Source organism: Jiangella alkaliphila (genome assembly GCF_900105925.1).
In the GTDB taxonomy this organism is placed as follows: Bacteria; Actinomycetota; Actinomycetes; order Jiangellales; family Jiangellaceae; genus Jiangella; species Jiangella alkaliphila.
This window is the reverse complement of record NZ_LT629791.1, coordinates 7,186,074-7,209,779: the sequence shown is the minus strand read 5'-3', so window position 1 is coordinate 7,209,779 and position 23,706 is coordinate 7,186,074. Positions and strand designations below refer to the sequence as shown.

The following is a 23,706-nucleotide window of genomic DNA, read 5'->3' as shown; positions in this document are numbered from 1 at the left end:
GAGCAGCCGATGGCCCACACGCTGGGACTCAACCAGTACGGCAAGGCCGAGTCTCGCGTCGTCCGCATCGTCCGGGACACGCAGCGGCACGAGATCCGCGACCTGAACGTGTCGACGTCGCTGCGCGGCGACTTCGCCGACGCGCACATCAGCGGCGACCAGGCCGCGGTGCTGCCGACGGATACGCAGAAGAACACCGCGTTCGCCTACGCGAAGCTGCACGGCGTCACGTCGCCCGAGGACTACGCGCTGGCGCTGGGCGGGAGGCTGCTCGACGCCTGTCCCGCCGCGGGCGCGGCGCAGGTGCGGGTCGAGGAGTACGGCTGGGACCGCATCGGGGACCACTCGTTCGTCCGCCGCGGCGGCAGTGTCCGCACGGCCGTGGTGACGGCCGGGCGCGACGCCACGCACGTGCTGTCGGGCATCTCCGGCCTCGCGCTGCTCAACTCGACGGACTCGGAGTTCACCGGCTTCCTCAAGGACGAGTTCACGACGCTGGCCGAGGCCGACGACCGGGTCCTCGCCACATCGCTCACGGCGAGGTGGCGGCACACGGACGTGGACGGCGTCGACTGGAACGCCTCGCACGAGGCCGTGACCGCGACCCTGCTGCGGACCTTCGCCGGCACGTACTCGCGCGCTCTGCAGGAGACGCTGTACTCCATGGGCTGCGCCGTGCTCGACGCGCAGCCGGGGCTGGCCGAGATCAGGTTCTCAGCACCCAACCTGCATCACTTCCTGGTCGACTTCAGCGGCTTCAAGGTCGACGGGCTCAGCAACGACGGCGAGGTGTTCGTCGCCTCAGACCGGCCGTACGGGCTGATCGAGGCGCAGGTGACCCGCGACGACGTCCCACCCGCGGACGACGCGTGGCTGGCCGTGGCGGGGTTCTGCTGATGTCCGGCGTGGCGACGAATCGAGAGACGCTGCTCGGCTGCCTGTCCGTGCGGCGCTGGGCGGACGACGTGCTGGCCGGCCAGCCGTACGCCGACCGGGAGGCGCTGCTGGCGGCCGCCGATACCGCCGCCCGCGAGCTCACGGACGAGGAGCTCGACCAGGCTTTGGCGGCCCACCCACGGATCGGCGAGCGCGGCGGCGCGCAGTCGCAGCGTGAGCAGTCCGGTGTCGACCCGGCGGCCGGCGACACCGCGGGCCGGCTGGCGGCCGGGAACGCGGCGTACGAGCAGCGGTTCGGCCGGGTGTTCCTGATCCGCGCGGCCGGGCGCGACGCCGAGGAGATCCTCGGTGAGCTGGACCGGCGGCTGCGCAACGACGACCGCGCCGAGCGGGCCGAGACCGTCGACAACCTGCGCCAGATCGCGCTGCTGCGCTTGGAGGCGACGCTGTGAGCACGCTGTCCACGCACGTCCTCGACACCGCCGCCGGCCGGCCGGCCAGCGGCATCCGGGTCACGCTCGAGACCCGCGCCGGCGACCCGCTGGGCGAGGGCGTGACGGACGCCGACGGCCGGGTCGCCGCCCTCGGCCCGGATCGGCTGGACGCCGGCGACTACGTGCTGCGCTTCGACACGGCGGGCTCCTTCTACCCGGAGGTGGTCATCGTCTTCACCGTCGCCGACGCCGAGCAGCACTACCACGTGCCGCTGCTGCTCAGCCCCTACGGCTACACGACCTACCGTGGCAGCTGACCTCGACCTCGTGGTCCGCGCCCGGCGGGCCGTCGTCGGCGGGGCCGAGGTGCCCGCCGCCGTGGGCATCGCGGCCGGCCGCATCGCCGTCGTCACGACGTACGACGACGCGCCGCCGGCCGCCCGGACCGTCACGCTCGAGGACGACGAGGTGCTGCTGCCCGGCCTGGTCGACACCCACGTGCACGTCAACGAGCCGGGCCGGACCGAGTGGGAGGGGTTCGCGACGGCGACGCGCGCGGCCGCCGCGGGTGGCGTCACCACGATCGTCGACATGCCGCTCAACTCCGTCCCGCCGACCACGACCGTCGCCGCCCTGGAGGTCAAGCGGCGGGCCGCCGAGGGGCAGGTCTGGGCGGACGTCGGCTTCTGGGGAGGCGCCGTGCCGGGCAACCGGCCAGACCTGGAGGCGCTGCACCGTGCCGGGGTGTTCGGCTTCAAGTGCTTCCTGCTCGACTCCGGGGTCGACGAGTTCGGCCACCTCGAGCCCGACGAGTTCGCATCGGCGATGCGCGACTGCGCCCGGCTGGGTGCGCTGATGATCGTCCACGCCGAGGACGGCCGGTTGCTCGACGAGGCCGCGCTCGACGGTTCGCACTACGCGGGCTTCCTCGCCTCCCGCCCCGACGAGGCCGAGACGGCCGCGATCGGCCTGGTCATCGAGCAGGCCCGCGCGACCGGCGGCCGCGCCCACATCGTCCACCTCAGCGCGGCCGGGGCCGTGCCGGCGCTGCGTGACGCCCGCGCGGCCGGCGTCGACGTCAGCGTCGAGACGTGCCCGCACTACCTGACCTTCGACGCCGAGCACATCGCCGACGGCGCCACCGAGCTCAAGTGCTGTCCGCCGATCCGCGACGCGGCCAACCTGGAGGCGCTCTGGGCCGCGCTGGCCGCGGGCGACCTCGACTTCGTCGTCTCCGACCACTCGCCGTGCACCGCCGACCTCAAGGCACGAGGCGGCGGCGACTTCGGCATGGCGTGGGGCGGCATCGCGTCGGTCGAACTCGGGCTGCCCGCGGTGTGGACGGCTGCCCGGGCCCGGAGCCACTCGCCGGCCGACGTCGTGCGGTGGATGGCGACGGCGCCGGCGGACCGCGTCGGGCTGAGCCACAAGGGCCGCATCGCGGCCGGGGCCGACGCCGACCTGGTGCGGTTCGCGCCCGAGGAGGAGTTCGTCGTGGACGTCGCGAAGCTGCACCACCGCAACCCGATCTCGGCCTACGCCGGGCGCCGGCTGACCGGGGTGGTCCGCGAGACCTGGCTGCGCGGGCGGCCCGTCGGCGAGGCGCCGGACGGGAAGCTGCTTCGACGGGGGGAACGATGAGCTACCACGTGCCGCGAGGCGGGCTGCCGCCGCAGACCGCCCTCACCACCGACCGTGCGCGATTCACCGAGGCCTACGCCGTCATCCCGGCCCGCACGCTCAGCGACATCACCGTGTCCTTCCTGCCCGGGTGGGCGAACACCCGCCTCTGGGTGCTGGCCAGACCGCTGTCGGGCTTCGCCGAGACGTTCAGCCAGTACGTCGTCGAGGTCTCCGCCGGCGGCGGCTCCGGCCGCCCGGAGTACGACCCGCGGGCGGAGGGCGTGCTGTTCGTGGTGGACGGGTCGCTCACCCTCACCGTCGGCGGCGGCTCGCAGGTGCTGGAGCCGGGCTCGTACGCCTACCTCCCGCCCGGCACCGCCTGGACGATCGCGAACCAGGCCGAGGCGACCGCGACGTTCCACTGGATCCGCAAGGCCTATCAGCGCGTCGACGGCCTCGACGTCCCGCCCGCGTTCGTGACCCGCGAGCAGGACGTCACCCCGGCCGACACGCCCGGAACCGACGGCGCCTGGTCGACGACCCGCTTCGTGGACATCGCGGACCTGCGTCACGACATGCACGTCAACATCGTGACCTTCCGGCCCGGCGCCTCGATCCCGTTCCCGGAGACGCACGTGATGGAGCACGGTCTTTACGTCCTGGAGGGCAAGGCGGTCTACCTGCTCAACGAGGACTGGGTCGAGGTCGAGGCCGGCGACTTCATGTGGCTGCGCGCCTTCTGCCCGCAGGCCTGCTACGCCGGCGGGCCCGGGCCGTTCCGCTACCTCCTCTACAAGGACGTCAACCGGCACGTCGCACTCTGACGAGGAGGTTCTACGGACGACGTGATGACGGTCGGTGCGTAGCACGTGCTCCTGGTGGATGTGCCCTTAGGGTCAGGTTCGTGAACAGTATCGACTATAATGGTCGAGTACTTGACCCTTAGAACCATTGAGGTGTGCCGTGTCTCGACCTACTCCTGTCCGAGTGAGGGCTGCCGCGCAGGGTATCGGCGCGCAACTCGTCGCGTGGCGAAAGCTTCAGGGTCTTACTGCGGCCCAGCTGTCGGAGCGGGCCGGCATTGCCCGCGGCACGTTGCGCCGGATCGAGACGGGGGATCCCGGGGTGAGCTTGGAAGCGTTCCTCGGAGTGGCACGTGCCCTTGGCATCCTGGAGGCGATTGTCACGGCCACCGATCCCTACGAGACGGACCTCGGGCGCGCTCGCGCCGACGAGGTTCTGCCGAAGCGAGTGCGCTCGTGACTCGCATTTTCACCTATGTGGAGCTCGATGGCCGCACATTCACACCCGTGCTGGACCGTACCGTCGCCGTGGTCGCCGACGCCGCATAGGTGGAGCAGGCGGCGGTGCAACCGGGACGAGCTGGAGAGGGCCGAAGCGGCTGGTCAGGAAGTTTCTGACCAGCCGCTTCGTCGTGCGTCGACTACTTGTCGACCACCTCTTGCCGACGGCGGGCGGATGTCGGTCGTCATGATCGTGCGGCCGGCCGGGCGCGTCAGCGGCGTGGTTCCCAGCGGAACATCCGGCTGGCCAGCGCCACCGCGACGACCACCCAGCTCAGCGTGGGCACCAGCAGGATCAGGGAGTCCGCGACAGCGACGCCGCCGTCCCAGGCGTTGACGACCAGCTCGGTGGCCGAGCCGCCGGGCAGGATCCGCTTGAGCGGGGCGAGGTCCTCGGTGCCGGAGATGCCCACCCAGCTGGAGACCGCGATCACCGACAGGCTGATCGGCAGCGTGGTCACCTGGGCGTGTTCGGGTGAGTTGGTGAGTCCCGCGGTGGCCAGGGCCAGGCCGACCATCATGGCCAGCGTCGCCAGGACGGCCACCACCAGCAGCGCGGCCTGGGCCGGTTCGGACGCGACCACGCCCAGCACGATCAGGATCGCCGTCACCTGGACCACCGCGATGACGGTGACCGGCAGGAGCAGCCCGGTGAGGATCCCGACGTCACCTTCGGCGGTGGAGCGCAGCCGCTTGAGGAAGAGGTTCTGCCGGCGCGAGGCCAGGGTCGTCACGGCCGTCGTGTAGAGGCCGAACGCCATGACCGTGAACATGACGATCGCCGCGATGTAGCCGAGGCTGGCCGCCTCGGCGAAGATCTCGTGCCGGTAGACGAAGAACGCGCTGACGAAGACCGGGATGATGAGGCCGGTGACCAGCACGAGCCGGTTCCGGAAGAGCTGGATCAGCTCACTGCGAGCGATCGCGAGCATGGGGATGGATCCCTTCGTGGCAGAGGTTCGGGTGGGGTTCAGCTGCTGGTGATGGCGCGGAAGACGTCGTCGAGGCGGGTCGGGCCGGCCTGCAGTTCGCGCAGGTCCACCCCGGCGTCGTGCGCCCAGCCCAGCAGGTGGCGCAGGTCGTCCTGCAGGTTGAAGGTCTCGACGTGGAAGGCCCCGTTGGTGCGGGTGGCCTCGACCGGCGGCGTGGGGGCGCCGGGCGGGAGGGCGAAGCTGATCACCGACGGCAGGGTCTGCGTCAGCTCGACGACGGTGCCCTCACGGTGGAACCGGCCCTGGTGCATGAGCCCGATGCGGTCGGCGCGTTCCTGCGCCTCTTCCAGGTAGTGGGTGGTGAGCACGATGGTGGAGCCCTCCTCGCGCAGCCGGTCCACCGCGCCCCAGAGCGCGTCGCGGGACTGGATGTCAAGGCCGGTCGTCGGTTCGTCGAGGATGACCAGCTCGGGCCCGCCGTAGACGGCGGTGGCGAAGTCCAGGCGGCGCTTCTCGCCGCCGGAGAGCTGCGACACCGTGGTGCCGGCCTTGTGGGTGAGGCCGGAGACGCCGAGCACGCGGTCGACGTCGTCCTGGCGCCGGGTCAGGGTGCCGATGAGGTGGACGGACTCGCGCACCGTCAGGTCCGGGGAGAACCCGCTCTCCTGCAGCATGATGCCCATGCGCGGACGCACGGCGGCGCGGTCGCCCGGGCTGCGGCCGAAGACGCGCACGGTGCCCGACGCGGCCGCCCGGTGTCCCTCGATGACCTCCAGCGACGACGTCTTGCCGGCGCCGTTGGTGCCGAGCAGCGCGTAGAGCTCGCCGGGCCGGACCTGGAAGGACAGGTCCTTCACGGCGTGGAAGTCGCCGTAGCGGACGTTGAGGTTCTCGACCTCGATGACTGGTGTGGTGGACATGTCTCCATCCCACTAGCCGTGCACCGCTCCTGGTAGTGGCGTCGCATCACGTCCGCGCCATGACATTCCTGGCCCGCGCGTATGACGTGGCGTCACTGGCGTGCCGGGAGATCGCCCCGAATACTGGACGGACGATGTCCGAAGTCACCGAGCCGGCGCAGGGACGACTGCGCCAACTGAACCTCGTCATGGTGCTCCCGCTGGTCGCCGTCGGGGGCGTGCTGCTGGTGGCGGTGGAGGCCGACACCTGGTGGGACGCCGCGGTCCTGGGCCTGGGCGTCGTCGCGGCCCTGGTGGCCTTCGTGGCCTGGACGGCCGGTGACCTCGCCCGGGTCGCCGTGCCCTGTCTAGTCGTCACCGCCGGCGTCTGGCTCTTCGGCGCGCTGGTCGCCGACAGCGGGAAGGCGATCTTCGGTCTGTCCGTCGTGGGACCCCTGGTGGTCTCGCGGCTGGGCCGCCACCGGGGCGCGGCCGCCGTCGCCCTGGTCGGCTACGTCGCCGTCGTCGGCGCGTCGCGGTTCCTGGTGACGCAGGACGACCCACGCACCATGCTGATCCAGTACGTCATCGTCCCGACCGGCGTCACCGTCATCGTGACCGGGCTGATGTTCCCCAACAAGCGCTTCTACGACGTCGTGGAGGAGCTGGAGGAGGCGCGCCACCGCGAGGCGGAACTGGCGGTCGTGCGCGAGCGGGTGCGCTTCGCCAGCGACCTGCACGACATCCAGGGCCACACGCTGCACGTCGTGAAGCTCAAGGTCGCCCTCGCGCAGAAGCTGGTGCACCGTGACCCCGGCCGGTCCGAACAGGAGCTGCGTGAGATCCACGCCCTGGTGAGCGACACCATCACCCAGACGAAGGAGCTCGCCTACGCCCAGCGGCGGCTCAACCTCAGCGCGGAGCTGGAGAACGCGAAGAACCTGTTCGAGGCCGCCGGCATCGAGGTACGGATCTCCCGTGACGGCGACATCGACCCGCGGGCGAACGAGCTGCTCGGCCAGGTCCTGCGCGAGACGACGACCAACATCCTGCGGCACGCCCAGGCCCACGAGGTGCGGATCACGCTGACCCCGTCCGGCATCTCCATCGCCAACGACGGCGCGCCGGAGGGCCCGCTGGCGGCGCTCAGCGGGCTCGCCACGCTCAAGGAACGCGTGGCCGGCGACGGCGGCGACCTGACCGTCGAGCAACGGGACGGCTGGTTCCTGACCGCGGCGACGTTCCCGCCGTCCGCTCCCGACCCGTCCGCTGCCGAGCCACGGGAGGCTCCATGACCACCGTCGTGCTCGCCGACGACGAGGTGCTGCTGCGCAAGGCCCTCGCGGCGCTGCTGCCGCTGGAGGGCGACATCACGGTCCTCGCCGAGGCCGAGAACGGCGAGGAAGCCGTCCGCGCCACGCTGCGGCACCAGCCCGACGTGCTCGTCATCGACCTGGAGATGCCCGGTGTCGACGGGCTCGGCGCGGTCTCGGCGATCCGCCGGGTCCGGCCGGACCAGGTGATCCTCATGCTGACCCGACACGCTCGCCCGGGAGTGCTGCGCCGGGCCCTGAAGCTGGGCGTCCAGGGCTTCGTCAGCAAGTCCGCGGAGCCGGCGCACATCACGTCCGTCATCGCGACCCTGCACGAGGGCCGGCGCTGGGTCGACCCCGACGTCTCCGCCCTCGCCCTCATCGACGACAGCCCGCTCACCGACCGCGAGGCCGACGTGCTCCGCGCGACCGGGGAGGGGTACTCGGTCACCGACATCGCCGCCCAGCTGCACCTCGCGGAGGGCACCGTCCGCAACTACCTCTCCAACGCGATGCAGAAGACCCAGACCCGGACCCGGCACGAAGCCGCCCGATACGCCCGAGAGCACGACTGGCTGTGACGCCGTACGGCGACTCTCGATGTTGTCGCCGTACGGCGACAAGCTAGACTGTCGCCGTACGGCGACAGGAGGATGGCCATGCTGACGGTCCGAGAGGCTGCGGCCGCTGTGCGCGAGCTGCGAGCGAAGCAGGGCTGGAGCCAATCCGAGCTGGCGGCTCGCGCGGGTGTCTCTCGCTCCTTCGTGGCGGACTTCGAGGCAGGCAAGCCCACGGTCGAAGCATCGAAGCTGTTCGACGTCTTCCAAGCGCTTGGCTTCGAGATGGCGTTTCGGAGCCTCCAGTCGGGAGAAGTGCGTTGGTGACGGGACGGCACCTCGACGTCTATCTCGACGGGCGCTTGTCCGGAAGGCTCACGCAGTCCGCCAGCGGGAACGTGACGTTCGAGTATGACGAGGCCTACCGCGCGTCGGACGATGCGACGCCACTGTCGCTCTCGATGCCGCTCACAGCGGCGGTTCACAGAAAGCGCGCGGTCTTGCCCTACCTGCAAGGGTTGCTCCCAGACAGCGAGGAGGCTCTGGGGGCGATCGCACGCCGCTATTCGGTCTCCGCCAACAACCCGTTCGCGCTGCTCGAACACGTCGGCATCGATGCTGCCGGCGCAATCCAGCTCGTTCCCCCGGGCGAGACGGCTTCCGACGCGGTCCTCGAGCGCAAGCGCGTGCGCCGGGTCGACGACGACGAAGTGGCGACGATGCTGAGTCGTGTCGTCTCTGAGTACGCGGAGGGTGCGCCCTACTACGACGCGGGCGGTCGGTTCAGCCTCGCCGGGGCTCAGCCCAAGATCGCGCTCCACAAGCTGTCCGACGGCTCGTGGAGTGTCCCCGAAGACGCAACCCCCACCACGCACATCCTGAAGCCGGTCGCAGGGACCTTCCGGCGGATCGACGTTGTCGAGCAGATGACAATGCACGCCGCCCGGCTGCTGGGAAATCGCGTGGCCAGCTCGGAGCTCATGCGCATCGGCGAATGGGACGTCCTGGTCAGTGAGCGATACGATCGCGCAAGCGTGAACGGGCAGTGGCGGCGACTCCATCAGGAGGATCTCTGCCAAGCTCTCAGCGTTCCGCCGTCCAAGAAGTACCAGCATCTCGACGGCGGTCCAGGCGTTGCGGACATCGCCGGCCTCGTGCGCTCGCTGCCGTTGACGGCCGATCGTCGCTCGACGGGAACGGCGTTCTATCGCGCACTCGTGTTCAACGTGATCGCGGGGTGCACCGATGCTCATGCCAAGAACTACTCACTGATGTTGGAGCAGCGGTCCGTCCGGCTGGCGCCGCTCTACGACCTCTTGAGCTACGCCGCGTACTGGGACGGCTCAGCACGCCTCGACAGCGCCATGAGTGTCGGCGGCGAGTATCGCTTGCGCAGCATCTCGGCGGCGAAGCTCGAGCAGGCGGGGGCCATGTTCGGCGTCGACAGAGCCGAAGCCGCCGAGATCGTCGATACGACCAGGAAGGGCCTCTATCCCGCGTTCGAGTCGGCCCGCGCCGCCGTCGAGCGCGTGCGTGGGACGTCGGCTCTCGCGGTCGCCGATGAGCTCTTGTTCGGGCTGCGCAGGCTGCCGTTGGCCGTCGCCTGAGGCGAATTCCTATTGATATAGTAGGAATTCACACCCGGCGCGACCCGCGGATCTCGACGTCCCCGAGCCGGTCGACATCGTCAACGTCTTCCGGGCACCCGACGCCCTCCCCGGCCTCGCGCGGGAGGCCGTGTCGATCCGGGCCGGAGCGCTGCGGGTCGATCTCACGTTCCGCTCCTGCCGGACGTCTACTGGGCAGAGGCTGGAGGGAGAACGCAGATGAGCACACGTCACACCGTGGTCGGCACCGACCTCGGGCCGATCACCATCGTCGCCGAGGGCGACGCCGTCACCGGACTGTACTTCCGGCACCACATCCGCCGCCCGGCGCAGGAGACGTTCGGGCCGGAGGTGGCCGCGGCCGCGGACCTGCTGCTGGACGAGGCGGCGCGGCAGTTGCTGGACCACCTCGCCGGCCGGCGGCACGAGTTCGACCTGCCGCTGGCGCCCCGCGGCGACGCGTTCCAACAGGCCGTGTGGAACATCGTCGCGACCATCCCGCGCGGCGAGACGACCACCTATGGTGAGATCGCGGCGGCGCTCGGCGACCCGCGGCGAGCGTGGGACGTCGGGCAGGCCGTGGGCGCGAACCCGCTGTGCGTCTTCGTCCCGTGTCACCGCGTGGTCGGGGCCGGCGGCTCGCTGACCGGCTACGCCGGCGGGCTGAAGCGCAAGCGGGCCCTGCTGGAGCTCGAGGCACCCGCGCCGGCCGGCGCCGGGCGCCTGTTCTGACCGGAGATCTCCTCGTCCATGAAGCAGCCGTTCGAACGGGTCGTCGCGCAGCACGGGGCCACCGTGCTGCGGGTCTGCCGCGTCGTGCTCGGCCCGCACGACGCCGACGACGCCTGGTCGGAGACGTTCCTCGCCGCGCTGCGCGCCTATCCCGACTTGCCGGAGACGGCGAACGTCGAGGCGTGGCTGGTGACGATCGCGCACCGCAAGGCGATCGACGTGCTGCGGGCCGCCCGGCGCCGCCCGCTGCCGGTGGACGAGCTCCCGGAGGCGCCGACGGGACTGGGCGTCCCCGGCTCCGGCGACCCCGATCTCTGGGCCGCGGTGGGCCGGCTGCCGCCCAAGCAGCGTCAGGCCGTCGCCTACCACTACCTGGGCGGGCTCGCCTATGCCGAGATCGCGCAGCTGCTCGGCGGCACCGCCGACGCGGCCCGGCGAGCGGCCGCCGACGGCATCAAGAACCTCAGGAAGGAGCCGTCATGACCGACCGTCACGACGATGACGACGTCGCCGCCCTGCTGTCGATGCCCGTCGACGCCGACACCCTCGGCCGGCTGCACCGCCGGCTGGAGCACGACGCCGACCGGGCCGGCCTCGTCGACGTCGCCTACACCGTCGTCGACTCGCCGCTCGGGCGGCTGCTGCTCGCGGCCACGCCGAAGGGCCTGGTCCGGGTGGCGTACGCCAGCGAGGACCACGACCGTGTGCTGGAGAGCCTCGGCCAGAAGCTGAGCCCGCGCGTCCTGCGCGCCCCGCGCCGACTGGACGACGTCGCACGCGAGCTGGACGAGTACTTCGCGGGCCGCCGCCGTGCCTTCGACGTCGACCTGGACCTGTCGCTGTCGCGCGGATTCCGGCAGCTGGTGCAGCGGCACCTGCCGGAGATCGGCTACGGGCAGACCCGCAGCTACCGCGAGATGGCCGAGCTGGCCGGCAACCCCAAGGCCGTCCGCGCGGTCGGCACCGCGTGCGCGACCAACCCGCTGCCGGTCGTCCTGCCCTGCCACCGGGTGCTGCGCGCCGACGGCACCCTCGGCGGCTACATCGGCGGCCCCGCGGCCAAGACCGCACTACTGGAACTGGAGGCGGCATGAACACGTGGGCGGACCGGGTGGACGATGGCGACTGGGCCGCGATTACCCAGGAGTTCGACGAGTACGGCGGCGCGCTGCTGCCCCAGCTGCTGACGGCCGACGAGACCGCCGAGCTCCGCGCTGTCTACGGGCACGACGCGCTGTTCCGCAGCACGATCGACATGGGCCGGCACCGCTTCGGCCAGGGCGAGTACCGGTATTTCCGGGCGCCGTATCCCGAGCCGATCGAGCGGCTCAAGCAGGCGCTGTACCCGCGGCTGCTGCCGATCGCCCGCGAATGGTGGGGCCGGCTCGGACGGCCGGCGCCGTGGCCGGACACGCTCGACGAGTGGCTGGCGATGTGCCACGAGGCCGGCCAGACGAAGTCGACGGCGATCCTGCTGCGCTACCGCGAGAAGGACTGGAACGCGCTGCACCGCGACCTCTACGGCGACCTCGTGTTCCCGCTCCAGGTGGTCGTCAACCTCAACGAGCCGGGCGTCGACCACACCGGCGGCGAGTTCCTGCTGCTCGAGCAGCGCCCGCGCGCCCAGTCCCGCGGCACGGCGACGCTGCTGCCACACGGTCACGGGTACGTGTTCACCACCCGCGACCGGCCGGTGCGGTCAGCGCGCGGCTGGTCCGCCGCGCCGGTCCGCCACGGCGTCTCCGCGATCCGCTCCGGCGAACGCCACACCCTCGCCCTCGTCTTCCACGACGCCGCCTGACCGCACCCCCCGCCCCTGCCCCCGCCCGAGTTGATCATGGAAAAAGGCGGCTTCCCAGCGCCGGGAGACCCGACCTTCTCCATGATCAACGGGGCGGCAGGCGGCGGGGGACAGGGGTGAGGCGCGGCCTAGGGGGTGGCCAGGGCCTCGGTCGGGGCGAGGCGGGCGGCGCGGATGGCCGGGTAGAGGCCGGCCAGGGCGCCGATGACGAGCGTCGCGCCGACGCCGCCGGCCATGGCCCAGACCGGGACGACGGTGGGCCAGCCCTGCACCGACGCGTAGCCGGCGGTGACGGCGATGCCGGTCAGGACGCCGCCGCAGCCGCCGAGCGCCGAGAGCAGCAGCGCCTCGCACACGAACTGCAGCCGCACCTGGCCGCGGGTGGCGCCGAGGGAACGGCGCAACCCGATCTCGGCGCGTCGCTCCAGCACCGAGATGACCATCGTGTTCGCGACCCCGACGCCGCCCACCAGCAGCGCGACCGCGCCGAGGCCGAGCAGCAGCGCGTTCAGCGTGCTGTCGGCGGCCTGCTGCGCGACCAGGGCGTCGGACGGGCGGGCGACGTCGACCTCGTGCGGGGCCTCGGGGTTAGCGGTCGCCGCCAGCACGGCCTGCACGTCCTCGACGGAGTTCTCGTCCGACCGGGTGTACACCGTGGTCGGGAACCCGTCGAACCCGAGCAGCGACTCCGCCACCGGCCAGCCGACCAGCGCGGCGGTGTCGAGCTCGGGCGCGAGCGGCGCCGGCGCCAGCACTCCGATGACGGTGAACCAGTGGCCGCCGAGGTACACCAGCTGGGCCGGTCCGGCCGCGCCGACGCCGAGCCGGTCGGCCGTCTCGGCGCCGAGCACGACCGCCGGATACTGAGCGGTCGCGGCGTCGAGGAACGCGCCGCCGGCCACGGTCGCGCCGACGGTGTCGAGCAGCTGCAGGTCGGTGGCGAGGACGGCGATGCTGTTGGTCTCGCCGCTGGGCATGAGGTCGTTGCGGTACACGGCCGTGTCGGGCAGCAGACCGGTCGCCGTCACGCCGCTGACCGGGCCGATCTGCCCGATCATCCCGATCGACTCGGCCGGCAGTTGCGCGTCGTCGCCGAACAGGTCCTGGCCGGGGCCGACCGTCAGCAGGTTCGTGCCCAACGCGTCGAGCTGCTGGTTCAGCTGCTCCCGGCTGGAGGTCGAGATGCCGACGACGGCGATCATGGCGGCGATTCCGATCGCGATGCCCAGGGCCGACAGGAACACCCGGGTGGGCCGGGCCCGCAGCCCCGCGCCGCCGACCCGCACCACGTCGCGGAACCGCAGCCGCGCCGGCCGCAACTCGGTCGCGGCGCTCACGACGTCACCCGCTCGATCCGGCCGTCGCGCACCTCGACCCGGCGCGGCAGGCTCGCCGCGATGTCCCGGTCGTGGGTGATGATCACGACGGTGGTGCCGGCCGCGTGCAGCTCGCGCAGCAGTGCCATCACCCCGGCGCCGGAGGTGGAGTCGAGGTTGCCGGTCGGCTCGTCGGCCAGCAGCAGGGGCGGGTCGCCGACGACGGCGCGCGCGATGGCGACCCGCTGCCGCTCCCCGCCGGAGAGCTGGTGCGGCCGGTGGTCCAGCCGGTGTCCGAGCCCGACGCGCTCCAGCGCCGCCACCGCGCGCCGCCGCCGCTGCCGTAGCGGCGCACCGGCGTAGAGCAGGCCGTCGGCGACGGCGTCGACCGCGGGCACGCCGCCCGAGAGGTGGAACTGCTGGAACACGAAGCCGATCGTCTGCGCCCGCAGTCTCGACAGCTGCCGGTCGGTGAGGTCGGGCACCGGCCAGCCGGCGATCCGCACCGTCCCCGACGTCGGCCGGTCCAGCGTGCCGATGACGTTGAGCATGGTCGACTTCCCGGAGCCGGACGGCCCGACGATCCCGACCAGGTCGCCGGCGCGGATCGTCAGCGACGCGTCGCTCAGCGCCGCGACCCCGCCGGCGTACGTCTTCGACACGTTCCGCAGTTCGACGACGGCGGTCACGACGGCACCCCCACGACGGTCCCTTCGGCGATCCCATCGCCGCTGATTTCGACCAGCCCGCTCGCGAACATCCCGGTCTCGACCGGGACGAACTCGACCGTGCCGTCCTGGACGACCTGCACCGCGTAGCCGCCCTCGGCCAGCGCCACCAGCGCCGCGACCGGCACCGCGAGCACGTCCTGCACCTCGGCCGCCACCAGGTTCACGTCCACCGGAGCGGAGTCCAGCGTCCCGGCGGCAGCCGGGTCGGCCAGCGCGACCTCGACGGTGATGGTGGTCGTACTGGACTCCTCGTCACCGGTGTCGACGGCGGTCGCGACCGGGCTGACGCTCGACACGGCGCCGTCGACTGCGGTGCCGTCCGGCAGCAGGACCGTCGCGGCGACGCCCTCGGCCACCAGGTGCTGCTGCGCCGGGTCCAGCCCGACGACCACGACCGGCGTGGTGCCGGTGTAGGTGACGACCGACGCGGTGCCGCCCTCGCCACCCTCGCTACCGGCGCCGCCGAGCGTGGCGCCCACGGGCTGGGTGTGCAGGGCGATCCGCAGGTCGTGCGGCACGACGACGATCTCGTCGACGTCGACGGTGCCGGTCTCCTCGGTGCCGAGGTCCTCCTGCCACTCGCCGACCGCCTCCGCCGACGACCACGTGTACTCGTCGTCGACGGTGAAGCCGGTGTAGCCGAGCGCCGCCAGCGCCGCCTCCAGCTGCTGCACGTCCGGCCCCTCCACGCCCGGCTCCAGCTCCCGGTACGGCGGGACCGTGCCGTGGACGAGGACGACCGGCGCGCCGTCGATGGCGTAGACCGGCTGCCCCTGCGCGACGGTGGAGCCGATCGGCGCGATCCAGGTGACGGTGCCGCCGTCGGTCTTCGCCGGCAGCCCGACCGGCGCGCCGTACCCCAGCACGCCGGGCACCTGGACGGTCTGGACCAGGTCGCTGACGGCGACGGTCGCCGTCGCCGGCGGCGCCCCGTCCGGCGCCGGCGGGTCCGCGCTGGAGCCGCCGACGCCGCGCGCGGCCAGCCCGGCGACGGCGATCGCGGCGACCACCCCGGCCGGCACCAGGTACCGCCGCCTCACTGCCCGCCTCCGGCCGGCAGGACGTCCTGGCACGCCTCCAGCGCGGTCCCGAAGGCCGGGCTGGTGCGGTCGATGCCCTCGAAGAGACCCTCGCCGCCGGGCTGCGGGTCGGGGAAGTCGGGCAGCCCGTTCTCGCGCATGCAGTCGGCGAAGGCCTGGTACGCGTCCAGCTCGGCGGGGTCCGGCTCGGAGAGCGCGCCGCCGTCGGGCAGCAGGTCCTGGCAGGCCTCCATGGCGTCCTGGTAGGCCGGGCTGTCCGGGTCGACGCCGTCGCCCACCTGCGGGCGGCCGGTCGTGGGGTCGGGGTCGGCCATGTCGACGCCGTTGTCGCGCATGCACTGGGTGAACGCGAGTGGGCCCGGCTCCTCGCCGTCACCCGAGCCGGAGCCGGCGTCGCCCGAGCCCGTGCCGCTGTCGCCGCCGCTGTCACTGGGGCTGCCGGTGTCGGTCGGCCCGCCGGTCTCCACCGTCGCCACGCCGGGGCTGTCGCCGGCCTCGCTGCACGCACCCAGCCCGGCCACGCCGAGCAGCAGGAAGGCCACGGTCATCGTCATCCGTCGGTTCATCGAAGGTCCTCCGTCGAGTCACGCCGGCCCGTGCGACCGGGCGTGACTCCACTGAACCGAGCCGGCGATAACGCGGCCGTAAACCGGATCCGCGCGAGTTACGGCCTGGTTATGCGTGCTGAGCGACCATGGGACCATGCGCATCCTGGTGGTCGAGGACGAACTGATCCTCGCCGACGCCATCGCCGAGTGGCTGCGGCGCGAGTCGTTCGCCGTCGACGTGACCTACGACGGCGACGCCGCGCTGGAACGGCTGGGCGTCAACGAGTACGACGTCGTCCTGCTCGACCGCGACCTGCCCGGCACCCACGGCGACGACGTCTGCGCGTGGATCCTCGACTCGTCCGCGGCGCCGCCGCGCATCCTCATGCTGACGGCGGCGGCGGGCGTCCGCGACCGCGTCGGCGGGCTCGGCCTGGGCGCCGACGACTACCTCACCAAGCCGTTCGCGTTCGCCGAGCTGTCCGCGCGGGTGCACGCGCTGATGCGCCGAGCCCGGCCGGCGGCGCCGCCGGTGCTGGAACGCTCCGGCATCCGGCTGGACCCGTCGCGGCGCGAGGTGCACCGCGACGGCCGGCCCGTCGCGCTGGCCAACAAGGAGTTCGCCGTGCTCACCGAGTTGATGCGGGCCGACGGCGCGGTCGTCAGCGCCGAGCGGCTGCTGGAGAAGGCGTGGGACGAGCACGTCGACCCGTTCACCAACGTCGTCCGGGTCACGATGATGAAGCTGCGCCGCAAGCTGGGCGACCCGCCGATCGTCGAGACGGTGGCCGGCGCGGGATACCGGCTCCCGTGACGCGCTGGGGGCTGCGACTGCGGCTGACCGTCCTCTACGGCGGGCTGTTCGTCCTGGCCGGCGCCGTCGTGCTGGGCGTGACGTACCTGCTGGTGCGGCAGAGCCTGGAGTCGATCACCGAGCCGGACCGGGGCGCGTCGGAGATCGCCGAGCTGCGCGCCGCGGCCGCCGGCGAGGACGAGACGATGACGATGCCCGACGGCAGCGAGGTCAGCGTCGGCGACGTCGTCGCGCAGGTCGAGGCGGAGCAGCAGGCGCTCCAGGACGCGGCGCTGACGTCGCTGCTGACGTGGGGCGGGCTGGCGCTGCTCGGGGTCGGCGTCGTCGCGGGTGCGGCCGGCTGGCTGGTGGCCGGGCGCGCGCTGCGGCCGCTGCACGTCATCACCCAGACGGCGCGCCGGATCGCCCGGGCGGGCGGCGGCGGGCGCGGCCTGCACGAGCGCATCGCGCTGACCGGTCCCGACGACGACGTCAAACGGCTCGCCGACACCTTCGACCAGATGCTCGAGCAGCTGGACCGCTCCTTCGACGGGCAGCGGCGGTTCGTCGCGAACGCCTCGCACGAGCTGCGCACGCCGCTGGCGCTCAACCGGGCCCTGGTCGAGGTGGCGATGACCAGGCCCGACGCGCCCGCCGACACCCGGCGGCTCGGCGAGTCGCTGCTGGCCGTCAACCAGCGGCACGAGCAGCTGATCGACGGGCTGCTGACGCTCGCCGACAGCGAGAACGCCCTCGCCGAACGGTCGCCGGTGGACCTTGCGGCCGTGGCCGCACACGTCGCCGAGCAGGCCGCCACGTCGGCGGCCGCGGCCGGCGTCACGATCCGGCCGGCCGGCCTGCGCCCGGCCCCGGCGTCGGGCGACCCCGTCCTGCTGGAACGGATGGTCCAGAACCTGGTGGAGAACGCCGTGCGGCACAACCGGCAGGGCGGCTGGCTGGCGGTCTCGACGGCGACGGCGGACGGCTCGGCGCTGCTCACGGTCGAGAATACCGGCGGCCCGGTGCCGCCGTACGAGGTCGAGTCGCTGTTCCAGCCGTTCCGCCGCCTCGGCGACCAGCGGGCGGCGCCGGAGCGCGGCTTCGGCCTCGGCCTGTCCATCGTCCGCGCGGTGGCGCGGGCACACGGCGGCGACGCCTCCGCCCACGCCCGTCCCGGCGGCGGCCTGGTGGTGACGGTGCTGCTGCCGTTGCGCCGAGCGGACCCGGCGGGCGGGGAACCCACCGCGTCCGCGCGGCTCACACCACCCGCATCAGATCCGCCCCCGCAAAGCGCCGGCGACGGCCGTCGCAGTAGAAGGCGCCGCTGACGGTGTGCTGTCAGAGCGGGTCGCACGCAGTCTTGCCGGGTGGGGTCGGCGATCGTTGATGATCACCGCTGCCCACAGGGCCTTCGTTCACTGGAGACGCTCCGGCGAACGCCGCAGGTCTGGCGGCTGCGCCGGCCCTCCCCTCGGGCCGGGTTCGACACAGATGGGAATGGGGCTGACCAGCGGGCTGCGGCGCGGGCCGGTATGCGTATCAACGGCATTCGGTGCTGCGGGATATCGGTACTCGATTGCGCGGAGGAGAGGTAGGGCTCTGTGTTGGCGACGATCCGATGTTGGACGTCTATGATCATCCAGGATCCGTTGCGCCCCAACACCACCGATCCTGGATGCTCGCCGGCCGTGAGCCACCCAGGCTGGTGGCGAGTTCGCGATGGTGGCGCTGCCACCGTTCGTCGAGATCCTCCAGACTGAACGGCTGCCAGAACTCCGGCGTGGCGACCTCCAGCCACCGGCCGACTCGGCTGGTGATGACCACGTTTGGAATGCCCAGATGCTGTCGGCTGGCCACCGCTTCCGCGGCTCCACGCCGCATGTCGAACGAGGCGCGATCCTCGCGGTCGCCGTCGTGCATCACGAGCTTCGGTGGTTCGAGGTCCAGCGGCAACTGGACGTCGGAGGGATCGACGAGCACCAAGCCAGCCACCGTGTCCGGCCAGGTGGCCGTGAACACCAAAGCGATGATCGCTCCGATCGAGTGACCGACCAAGACGACCGGCTCTTTGAGCCCGACCGTCGCCAGCAACCGGCGCAGCTCATCGGCGGCATCCCCGTACGAGCGGGGCGCCGGAGCCGGCAGTGCATCGCTCTCACTGACGCCGGCGCGGGCATACGTCAGCACTCGCGCCCGCGTGCTGAGCGCGGCGATGGTGGCCGCCCACGCTTCGCCAGCGTCCCCCAACCCTGAGCTGAAGACCACGGTCGATGGGCCGTCGCCCGTGATCTCCGCAGCCAGTCTGTAATCGCCGACGTCGAAGAGCGTGGCCGACATGGATTGATCTTACAGCCGTTGCGCCTGGCTCGGGCACGCCTGCGACCCGGGTCGCTCCTCGTCCCGAGCGGACCCGGCGGTCAGTCCAGGCCGGGCACCCGGGTGAGCTTGTCGGGGTTGCGCACGCCGTCGATCGCGGTGATCCGCCCGGCGTCGACGGTGAAGGCCATGACCGTCAGCACGCCGTCGTCGTGGCGGACGGTGAAGCCGGGGGCGCCGTTGACGTCGGCCGGACGTGGGTCCAGCCGCGACGTGGCGTAGTGGAGCAGCGCCGACGCCACCCGGTGCGCGCCGCGCACGATGCGCGGCAGGGTCGAGACCTTGCCGCCGCCGTCGCTGCGCAGCACGACGTCCGGGTCGAGCAGCGCGATCAGCCCGGGCAGGTCGCCGCCGCGGCAGGCGGCCATGAAGGCGTCGGCCAGCTCGCGCTGCTCGGCGTCGGTGGCCGGGGTGCGCGGCTGCGCGCCCTCGACGTGGCGCCGGGCCCGTGAGGCGAGCTGGCGCACCGCCGCAGGCGAGCGGCCGACCACCTCGGCGACCTCCGGGAACGGCATGCTGAACACGTCGTGCAGCACGAACGCGGTGCGCTCGGCGGGGGAGAGCTGCTCGAGGACGACCAGCAGCGCCATGCTCACCGACTCGTCCAGCGTGACGCGGTCGGCGGGGTCCTGCTCGCGGGTCTCGACCAGTGGCTCGGGCAGCCACGTCCCGACGTACTGCTCCCGGCGCGCCCGCGCGCTGCCCAGGGCGTCGAGCGCCAGCCGGCTGACGGTGGTGGTCAGCCAGGCGGCGAGGTCGCGGACGGTGCCGGGGTCGGCCAGCCCGCGCAGCCGCAGCCACGCCTCCTGGACGCAGTCCTCGGCGTCGGCCAGCGACCCGGTCATCGTGTAGGCGACCCGCAGCAGCCGCGGGCGGTTGGCCTCGAACGACCGTGCCAGCAGCTCCTCGGTGTCGCGCGCGTCGCGGTCCGTCACTCCCATGCCCGTTTGACGACGTAGCCGAGCCCACTGTGACACGCGCATGTCACACCTCGCTCGGCTGCGTCGTCATCACCCCGTGACGACGCCACAGCTGAACCGCGAAGAAGAAGCCACGCAACCTCCCGGGCGGCCGGGGGTGTTCGTGCGCATCGCCGGGTTCGCCCACCGCCGCCGCTGGCTGGCGCTCGTCCTCTGGGTGGCGGTTCTGGCCGGCGTCTGGGTCGCCGCGTCGGTCGCCGGCGACGACTACCGCAACGACGTCTCGATGCCCGGCACCGAGTCGCAGGCGGCGGCCGACCTGCTAGCCGAGCACGGCGCCGGGCGGGCCGGCGACACGCTGCAGATCGTCCTGCACGACGAGAGCGGCCTGCAGGCGCCGGGCGTCGAGCAGCGGGTGACGGCGATGCTCGCCGAGGTTGCCGGCCTGTCGCGGGTGGACGGCGTCGTCAGCCTGTACGACGACGAGGCGGCGATCTCCGCGGACGGCACGATCGGCTATGCCACCGTCATGCTCGACACAGCGTCCGACGACATGCCGACGGCCGACACCGAGCGCATCCTCGATACCGTCCAGGCGGCCGAGGGCGACGGGCTGCAGGCCGAGCTGGGCGGCGACGCGGCCCGGCTGCTGGCCGAGGCCGAGACCGGCGTCGGCGAGATGGCCGGCCTGGTGGCCGCGATGGTGATCCTGGTGCTGATGTTCGGCACGTTCATCGCCGCCGGGCTGCCCATCACGATCGCCCTCTTCGCGGTTGGCTCGACGGTCGGCATCATCGTCCTGGCCTCGCACATCTTCACCATCGCGTCCTGGACGCCGCCGATCATGTTCCTCGTCGGCCTCGGCGTCGGCATCGACTACGCGTTGCTGATCTTCGCCCGCTACCGGGCCGAGTTGGTGCGCGGCGTCGAACCGGAACGGGCCACCGTCACGGCCATGGACGCCGCGGGCCGCTCGGTGTTCTTCGCCGGCTGCACCGTCATCCTGGCGCTGCTCGGCCTCACCGCCCTCGGCCTCGGCTCGATCCAGGGCATGGCGCTGTCCGTGGCGTTGACGGTGCTGATGACGATGCTCGCCTCGCTGACGCTGCTGCCCGCGCTGCTCGGCATCTTCGGCAACCGCTTCGCCCGCCAGTTCCGCGCGCGGGCTGAGAAGCGCAAGGCCAAGGGTAAGAACGAAGACGGCGAGCGCTGGCGCAAGCTCGCGTCGGCGGTACAGAAACGCCCGCTCGCTGCCCTGGTGCTGGCGGCGGTGCTCCTCGGAGCCCTCGCCTTCCCGGCGCTGAGCATCCGACTCGGCTTCAACGACGCGGGCAACGACCCGAGCGACTCCACCAGCCGGCAGGCCTACGATCTGCTCTCGGACGGCTTCGGCCCCGGGTTCAACGGGCCGCTGCTGGTCGTGACCGACGGCGGCGACGGCAGCGCCGACGACGCCGCCGCCGCGGCTGCGCAGGCGCTGGCCCAGACCGAGGGGGTCGCGGCCACCGCGGACCCGATACCCACGCCGGACGGCGAGGCCGCGACCGTCCTCGTCTACCCCACCACCTCACCGCAGGACGAAGAGACGACGGAGCTGGTCGGCACGCTCCGCGACGACGTGCTGCCGGGCCTGACGGCGGACAACGGCGCGGAGTACCTGGTCGGCGGGGCCACGGCCGCGTCCGAGGACTACGCGGGCAAGCTCGCCGACCGGATGCCGCTGTTCATCCTCATCGTCGTGGGGCTCGCGATCGTCCTGCTGATGGCGGTGTTCCGATCGGTCCTCATTCCGCTGAAGGCCGCGTTCCTGAACCTGCTCAGTATCGGGGCCGCGCTCGGCGCGATGAAGCTGGTCTTCCAGGACGGCGCGCTCGGCTTCGAGGGCGGGCCGATCGAGGCGTACGTGCCGGTGATGATCTTCGCCATCGTCTTCGGCCTCTCGATGGACTACGAGATCTTCCTGATCTCCCGGATGCACGAGGAATGGGTGCGCGCGGGGGAGAAGGACCCGTCGCGTGCCATACGGGAGGGCCTGGCCCACACCGGCGGGGTGATCACGGCGGCCGCCTCGATCATGATCGTGATCTTCGCCGCCTTCGTGCTCAGCCCGCAACGGTTGTTGCAACAGGCGGGCTTCGCCTTCGCGGTGGCGATCTTCGTCGACGCGGTCATCATCCGATGCATGGTCGTGCCGGCGGCGATGCAGCTGCTCGGCCGCCGCGCCTGGTGGCTGCCGGCGCCGCTGGCCCGGCTGCTGCCGAAGGTGGAGCTCGAGCGGTCCTGAGTCGACGGTTCAATCCGTCCTCGCGGCGGACACGTCGACGCACACGATTCCCTCGTTGCCGTCCTGGTCGGCGATCACGGTGAGCGAGGGTGCGTTGCTGTCATCGACGACGGTCCCACCCGCGGCGAGGGCGGCGGCGATCCTTTGCGCGGCCACTTCGGGCGCCACATAGACCTCGATGTGGAACCGCTGGCGCGGGGTCTCGTGTGTGTCGGCGTCGCCGAACCACAGGTTCGGTACCCGTCCCGTGGCGTCCCGGATTTCGTCGCTGGGGGACCCGTGGCCCTGGGCCTCGGCGCTCCCGGTCAGCAGGGCAGCCCACATCGGGGCGATGGTCGCGGACTGCGCCGTGTCGAGGCCGAGCTCGATGACGCTGACCGAGGCGGGGTCTGTGTCGATCTTGTGGTCGGCGGCGATCTCGGTGATCCGTCGCGCGAGGTCGACGTCCTGCTGGGTGACCCATTCGACGACGTGCTCGGTGCCCTCGGCGTCGCGGTAGATGGCGTCGTCGCTGATCAGCTTGAGGTCGACGTACCCGTTGCCGATCGACACGCTCGGGTGGTGTCCGATCGCGTCGCCCGCCTCGCCCACCGCGACGACGAATCGTGCGCCGGTGCCGAAGTCGTCCACCACGTAGCGGGCATGCAGTCCCTGGGCCAGCTTGCGCCAATCGGTCAGGTCGGCCGCGGCGATCTGTTCGCCCCTCAGCATGTCCATGGACGGCGACCGTAGTCCTGACTCAGGCCAATCGGCTAGCCGGACGCCGGACGGCGGGCGCTGCCCTGGTAGAGGCGGCGGTAGCTGGACGGCGTCAGCCCGCGCTCGCGGGCGAACTCGTTGGACATGTGGCTCTGGTCGTAGTGGCCGGTCGCCCGGGCGATCTTCGTCAGCGGCATGTCCGTGGTCGACAGCAGGTCGGCCGCGGCCATGAGCCGCACCTGCCGCAGGTAGCGATGCGGCGTCGTGCCGAAGTGGCTCTTGAACCTGCGGGTGAAGTAGCTCGGCGACATGGAGACGGCGTCGGCCAGCTCGGTGACGGTCAGCTGCCGGCCGTAGTCGCGGGCGATCAGCTCCACCGCCGCGGCGAGCGGGAACTCCTCGTGAGCGGCGGGGTGCCGTGGCGTCAGCGACCGGGTGATGCCGCCCAGGCCGACGATGCGCGGCCCGGCGAAGATCGGCCATTTGGTCGTGACGAACCAGTCGTACGAGCCGTCGACGTTACGCACCAATTCGACCAGATCGATCACGTGCTCGCCGCGCCGCAGCACCTTCTCGTCGTAACCCCGATAATGATCGACGAGATATTCCGGCGAGATGTCCTCGTCGCGCAGGCCGATGATCTGATCGGCACTCGCATAGCCCATCAGCCGCACGAATGCGTCGCTGCACATGATGAATCGGCGATGGTGATCTTTGGCGAAGAACAGCGTGCCGACTTCATTCACAGCTTGCATGGCGGCGTAGGAGTAAACCTCCGTCAGGTCGGCGTCGTCTGTCATGTGTCCGCTTTCGTCCACCCCAGCATCCACGACACCTCCACTGTCTGCCAGCCCAATCAGCCATGAGTTCAGGATTTTCCAATCATAGGGCGCTTCCTTA

The 23,706-nt window shown here is 71.9% G+C and carries 27 protein-coding genes and 1 pseudogene; 18 read left to right on the top strand and 10 right to left on the bottom strand.

The annotated features are described in order from the left end of the window. Positions 1-9 precede the first annotated feature (9 nt). The 6 genes from pucL to BLV05_RS33220 all read left to right on the top strand — a co-directional run bounded on the left by pucL (position 10) and on the right by BLV05_RS33220 (position 4,217). Positions 10-897 carry a factor-independent urate hydroxylase gene (gene pucL, locus BLV05_RS33245; protein WP_046772232.1) on the top strand — a complete coding sequence of 296 codons (888 nt, stop codon included), beginning with the start codon at positions 10-12 and terminating at the stop codon, positions 895-897. Between the two features lie 8 nt (positions 898-905). Beyond that, on the top strand, positions 906-1,349 hold the full coding sequence (uraD, locus tag BLV05_RS33240) for a 2-oxo-4-hydroxy-4-carboxy-5-ureidoimidazoline decarboxylase (protein WP_197683455.1): 444 nt from the start codon (positions 906-908) through the stop codon (positions 1,347-1,349). Continuing rightward, entirely contained in the window at positions 1,346-1,648 is a 303-nt protein-coding gene (uraH, locus tag BLV05_RS33235) for a hydroxyisourate hydrolase (protein WP_046772230.1), read from the top strand. The genes uraD and uraH overlap by 4 nt, the downstream gene beginning before the upstream one ends. Further along, complete coding sequence (allB, locus tag BLV05_RS33230; protein WP_046772229.1) at positions 1,638-2,972, top strand: allantoinase AllB; 1,335 nt, start codon at positions 1,638-1,640, stop codon at positions 2,970-2,972. Before uraH ends, allB begins: the two co-directional genes overlap by 11 nt. Then, entirely contained in the window at positions 2,969-3,778 is an 810-nt protein-coding gene (locus tag BLV05_RS33225; RefSeq protein ID WP_046772228.1) for a bifunctional allantoicase/(S)-ureidoglycine aminohydrolase, read from the top strand. Before allB ends, BLV05_RS33225 begins: the two co-directional genes overlap by 4 nt. A 163-nt stretch (positions 3,779-3,941) precedes the next feature. Continuing rightward, positions 3,942-4,217 carry a helix-turn-helix domain-containing protein gene (locus BLV05_RS33220; RefSeq protein WP_197683454.1) on the top strand — a complete coding sequence of 92 codons (276 nt, stop codon included), beginning with the start codon at positions 3,942-3,944 and terminating at the stop codon, positions 4,215-4,217. Between the two features lie 253 nt (positions 4,218-4,470). Here BLV05_RS33220 and BLV05_RS33215 read toward each other — a convergent pair whose 3' ends face one another. Both BLV05_RS33215 and BLV05_RS33210 read right to left on the bottom strand, forming a co-directional pair. Continuing rightward, positions 4,471-5,190 carry an ABC transporter permease gene (locus BLV05_RS33215; RefSeq protein ID WP_046772226.1) on the bottom strand — a complete coding sequence of 240 codons (720 nt, stop codon included), beginning with the start codon at positions 5,188-5,190 and terminating at the stop codon, positions 4,471-4,473. A 38-nt stretch (positions 5,191-5,228) separates the two neighbouring features. After that, positions 5,229-6,110, bottom strand: coding sequence for an ABC transporter ATP-binding protein (locus tag BLV05_RS33210; protein ID WP_046772225.1), 882 nt, complete (start codon positions 6,108-6,110; stop codon positions 5,229-5,231). Positions 6,111-6,244: 134 nt separating this feature from the next. On the opposite strand from BLV05_RS33210, the gene BLV05_RS33205 reads away from it, so the two are divergent. The 9 genes and pseudogenes from BLV05_RS33205 (at position 6,245) to BLV05_RS33165 (ending at position 12,099) form a co-directional block, all read left to right on the top strand. After that, positions 6,245-7,384 (top strand): sensor histidine kinase, encoded by a 1,140-nt coding sequence (locus BLV05_RS33205; RefSeq protein WP_046772224.1) that lies wholly within the window; start codon positions 6,245-6,247, stop codon positions 7,382-7,384. Further along, positions 7,381-7,983, top strand: a complete 603-nt coding sequence (locus BLV05_RS33200) for a response regulator transcription factor (protein WP_046772223.1) — start codon at positions 7,381-7,383, stop codon at positions 7,981-7,983. Before BLV05_RS33205 ends, BLV05_RS33200 begins: the two co-directional genes overlap by 4 nt. A 78-nt stretch (positions 7,984-8,061) precedes the next feature. Continuing rightward, the gene (locus BLV05_RS33195; RefSeq protein WP_046772259.1) at positions 8,062-8,286 is read left to right on the top strand and encodes a helix-turn-helix domain-containing protein; all 225 of its coding nucleotides are present in this window, start codon (positions 8,062-8,064) and stop codon (positions 8,284-8,286) included. After that, positions 8,283-9,566, top strand: coding sequence for a type II toxin-antitoxin system HipA family toxin (locus tag BLV05_RS33190; protein ID WP_046772222.1), 1,284 nt, complete (start codon positions 8,283-8,285; stop codon positions 9,564-9,566). The genes BLV05_RS33195 and BLV05_RS33190 overlap by 4 nt, the downstream gene beginning before the upstream one ends. 61 nt (positions 9,567-9,627) lie before the next feature. Next, a pseudogene (locus tag BLV05_RS38925) lies at positions 9,628-9,789 on the top strand (hypothetical protein); the annotation flags it as partial. Beyond that, positions 9,786-10,298 carry a methylated-DNA--[protein]-cysteine S-methyltransferase gene (locus BLV05_RS38330; RefSeq protein ID WP_046772221.1) on the top strand — a complete coding sequence of 171 codons (513 nt, stop codon included), beginning with the start codon at positions 9,786-9,788 and terminating at the stop codon, positions 10,296-10,298. The pseudogene BLV05_RS38925 and the gene BLV05_RS38330, both read left to right, overlap by 4 nt. Before the next feature lie 18 nt (positions 10,299-10,316). Next, positions 10,317-10,781, top strand: a complete 465-nt coding sequence (locus tag BLV05_RS33175; protein ID WP_046772220.1) for an RNA polymerase sigma factor — start codon at positions 10,317-10,319, stop codon at positions 10,779-10,781. Continuing rightward, positions 10,778-11,392 (top strand): methylated-DNA--[protein]-cysteine S-methyltransferase, encoded by a 615-nt coding sequence (locus BLV05_RS33170; RefSeq protein ID WP_082155762.1) that lies wholly within the window; start codon positions 10,778-10,780, stop codon positions 11,390-11,392. Before BLV05_RS33175 ends, BLV05_RS33170 begins: the two co-directional genes overlap by 4 nt. Further along, positions 11,389-12,099: a 2OG-Fe(II) oxygenase gene (locus tag BLV05_RS33165; protein ID WP_046772219.1), complete on the top strand. Its 711-nt coding sequence runs from the start codon at positions 11,389-11,391 to the stop codon at positions 12,097-12,099. Before BLV05_RS33170 ends, BLV05_RS33165 begins: the two co-directional genes overlap by 4 nt. A 128-nt stretch (positions 12,100-12,227) precedes the next feature. Here BLV05_RS33165 and BLV05_RS33160 read toward each other — a convergent pair whose 3' ends face one another. Genes BLV05_RS33160 through BLV05_RS33145 form a run of 4 tightly spaced genes read right to left on the bottom strand, consistent with a single transcriptional unit; the run spans position 12,228 to position 15,752 of the window. Continuing rightward, positions 12,228-13,436: an ABC transporter permease gene (locus BLV05_RS33160; RefSeq protein ID WP_046772218.1), complete on the bottom strand. Its 1,209-nt coding sequence runs from the start codon at positions 13,434-13,436 to the stop codon at positions 12,228-12,230. Then, positions 13,433-14,104 carry an ABC transporter ATP-binding protein gene (locus tag BLV05_RS33155; RefSeq protein ID WP_046772217.1) on the bottom strand — a complete coding sequence of 224 codons (672 nt, stop codon included), beginning with the start codon at positions 14,102-14,104 and terminating at the stop codon, positions 13,433-13,435. The genes BLV05_RS33160 and BLV05_RS33155 overlap by 4 nt, the downstream gene beginning before the upstream one ends. Further along, positions 14,101-15,186, bottom strand: a complete 1,086-nt coding sequence (locus BLV05_RS33150) for a peptidoglycan-binding protein (protein ID WP_052763080.1) — start codon at positions 15,184-15,186, stop codon at positions 14,101-14,103. Before BLV05_RS33150 ends, BLV05_RS33155 begins: the two co-directional genes overlap by 4 nt. Then, a complete protein-coding gene (locus BLV05_RS33145) occupies positions 15,183-15,752 on the bottom strand; it encodes a hypothetical protein (protein ID WP_152691069.1) in 570 nt (189 codons plus the stop codon). The genes BLV05_RS33150 and BLV05_RS33145 overlap by 4 nt, the downstream gene beginning before the upstream one ends. 136 nt (positions 15,753-15,888) lie before the next feature. On the opposite strand from BLV05_RS33145, the gene BLV05_RS33140 reads away from it, so the two are divergent. Both BLV05_RS33140 and BLV05_RS33135 read left to right on the top strand, forming a co-directional pair. Then, entirely contained in the window at positions 15,889-16,548 is a 660-nt protein-coding gene (locus BLV05_RS33140; RefSeq protein WP_172860746.1) for a response regulator transcription factor, read from the top strand. Next, positions 16,545-17,855: a sensor histidine kinase gene (locus BLV05_RS33135; protein WP_063932642.1), complete on the top strand. Its 1,311-nt coding sequence runs from the start codon at positions 16,545-16,547 to the stop codon at positions 17,853-17,855. The genes BLV05_RS33140 and BLV05_RS33135 overlap by 4 nt, the downstream gene beginning before the upstream one ends. 307 nt (positions 17,856-18,162) lie before the next feature. Here the strand turns inward: BLV05_RS33135 and BLV05_RS33130 are convergent, their stop codons facing one another. After that, positions 18,163-18,864, bottom strand: a complete 702-nt coding sequence (locus BLV05_RS33130) for an alpha/beta fold hydrolase (RefSeq protein ID WP_052763078.1) — start codon at positions 18,862-18,864, stop codon at positions 18,163-18,165. Between the two features lie 80 nt (positions 18,865-18,944). Further along, complete coding sequence (locus BLV05_RS33125) at positions 18,945-19,844, bottom strand: sigma-70 family RNA polymerase sigma factor (protein WP_046772216.1); 900 nt, start codon at positions 19,842-19,844, stop codon at positions 18,945-18,947. A 136-nt stretch (positions 19,845-19,980) separates the two neighbouring features. Here BLV05_RS33125 and BLV05_RS33120 point away from each other — a divergent pair, with 136 nt between their 5' ends. Further along, positions 19,981-22,107 (top strand): MMPL family transporter, encoded by a 2,127-nt coding sequence (locus BLV05_RS33120; RefSeq protein ID WP_046772215.1) that lies wholly within the window; start codon positions 19,981-19,983, stop codon positions 22,105-22,107. Between the two features lie 9 nt (positions 22,108-22,116). Here BLV05_RS33120 and BLV05_RS33115 read toward each other — a convergent pair whose 3' ends face one another. Both BLV05_RS33115 and BLV05_RS36325 read right to left on the bottom strand, forming a co-directional pair. Continuing rightward, a complete protein-coding gene (locus BLV05_RS33115) occupies positions 22,117-22,824 on the bottom strand; it encodes a VOC family protein (RefSeq protein WP_046772214.1) in 708 nt (235 codons plus the stop codon). A 35-nt stretch (positions 22,825-22,859) separates the two neighbouring features. After that, complete coding sequence (locus BLV05_RS36325) at positions 22,860-23,636, bottom strand: helix-turn-helix domain-containing protein (RefSeq protein ID WP_172860742.1); 777 nt, start codon at positions 23,634-23,636, stop codon at positions 22,860-22,862. Positions 23,637-23,706 lie beyond the last annotated feature (70 nt).

Coding starts and splice junctions, on each gene's coding strand:
- BLV05_RS33170 (WP_082155762.1), top strand. CDS start 10,778: ATGACCGACCGTCACGACGATGACGACGTCGCCGCCCTGCTGTCGATG.
- BLV05_RS33225 (WP_046772228.1), top strand. CDS start 2,969: ATGAGCTACCACGTGCCGCGAGGCGGGCTGCCGCCGCAGACCGCCCTC.
- BLV05_RS33115 (WP_046772214.1), bottom strand. CDS start 22,824: ATGGACATGCTGAGGGGCGAACAGATCGCCGCGGCCGACCTGACCGAT.
- BLV05_RS33145 (WP_152691069.1), bottom strand. CDS start 15,752: ATGAACCGACGGATGACGATGACCGTGGCCTTCCTGCTGCTCGGCGTG.
- BLV05_RS33125 (WP_046772216.1), bottom strand. CDS start 19,844: ATGGGAGTGACGGACCGCGACGCGCGCGACACCGAGGAGCTGCTGGCA.
- BLV05_RS33165 (WP_046772219.1), top strand. CDS start 11,389: ATGAACACGTGGGCGGACCGGGTGGACGATGGCGACTGGGCCGCGATT.
- BLV05_RS33130 (WP_052763078.1), bottom strand. CDS start 18,864: ATGTCGGCCACGCTCTTCGACGTCGGCGATTACAGACTGGCTGCGGAG.
- BLV05_RS33205 (WP_046772224.1), top strand. CDS start 6,245: ATGTCCGAAGTCACCGAGCCGGCGCAGGGACGACTGCGCCAACTGAAC.
- BLV05_RS38330 (WP_046772221.1), top strand. CDS start 9,786: ATGAGCACACGTCACACCGTGGTCGGCACCGACCTCGGGCCGATCACC.
- BLV05_RS33215 (WP_046772226.1), bottom strand. CDS start 5,190: ATGCTCGCGATCGCTCGCAGTGAGCTGATCCAGCTCTTCCGGAACCGG.
- BLV05_RS33175 (WP_046772220.1), top strand. CDS start 10,317: ATGAAGCAGCCGTTCGAACGGGTCGTCGCGCAGCACGGGGCCACCGTG.
- BLV05_RS33200 (WP_046772223.1), top strand. CDS start 7,381: ATGACCACCGTCGTGCTCGCCGACGACGAGGTGCTGCTGCGCAAGGCC.
- pucL (WP_046772232.1), top strand. CDS start 10: ATGGCCCACACGCTGGGACTCAACCAGTACGGCAAGGCCGAGTCTCGC.
- BLV05_RS33140 (WP_172860746.1), top strand. CDS start 15,889: ATGCGCATCCTGGTGGTCGAGGACGAACTGATCCTCGCCGACGCCATC.
- BLV05_RS33210 (WP_046772225.1), bottom strand. CDS start 6,110: ATGTCCACCACACCAGTCATCGAGGTCGAGAACCTCAACGTCCGCTAC.
- BLV05_RS33195 (WP_046772259.1), top strand. CDS start 8,062: ATGCTGACGGTCCGAGAGGCTGCGGCCGCTGTGCGCGAGCTGCGAGCG.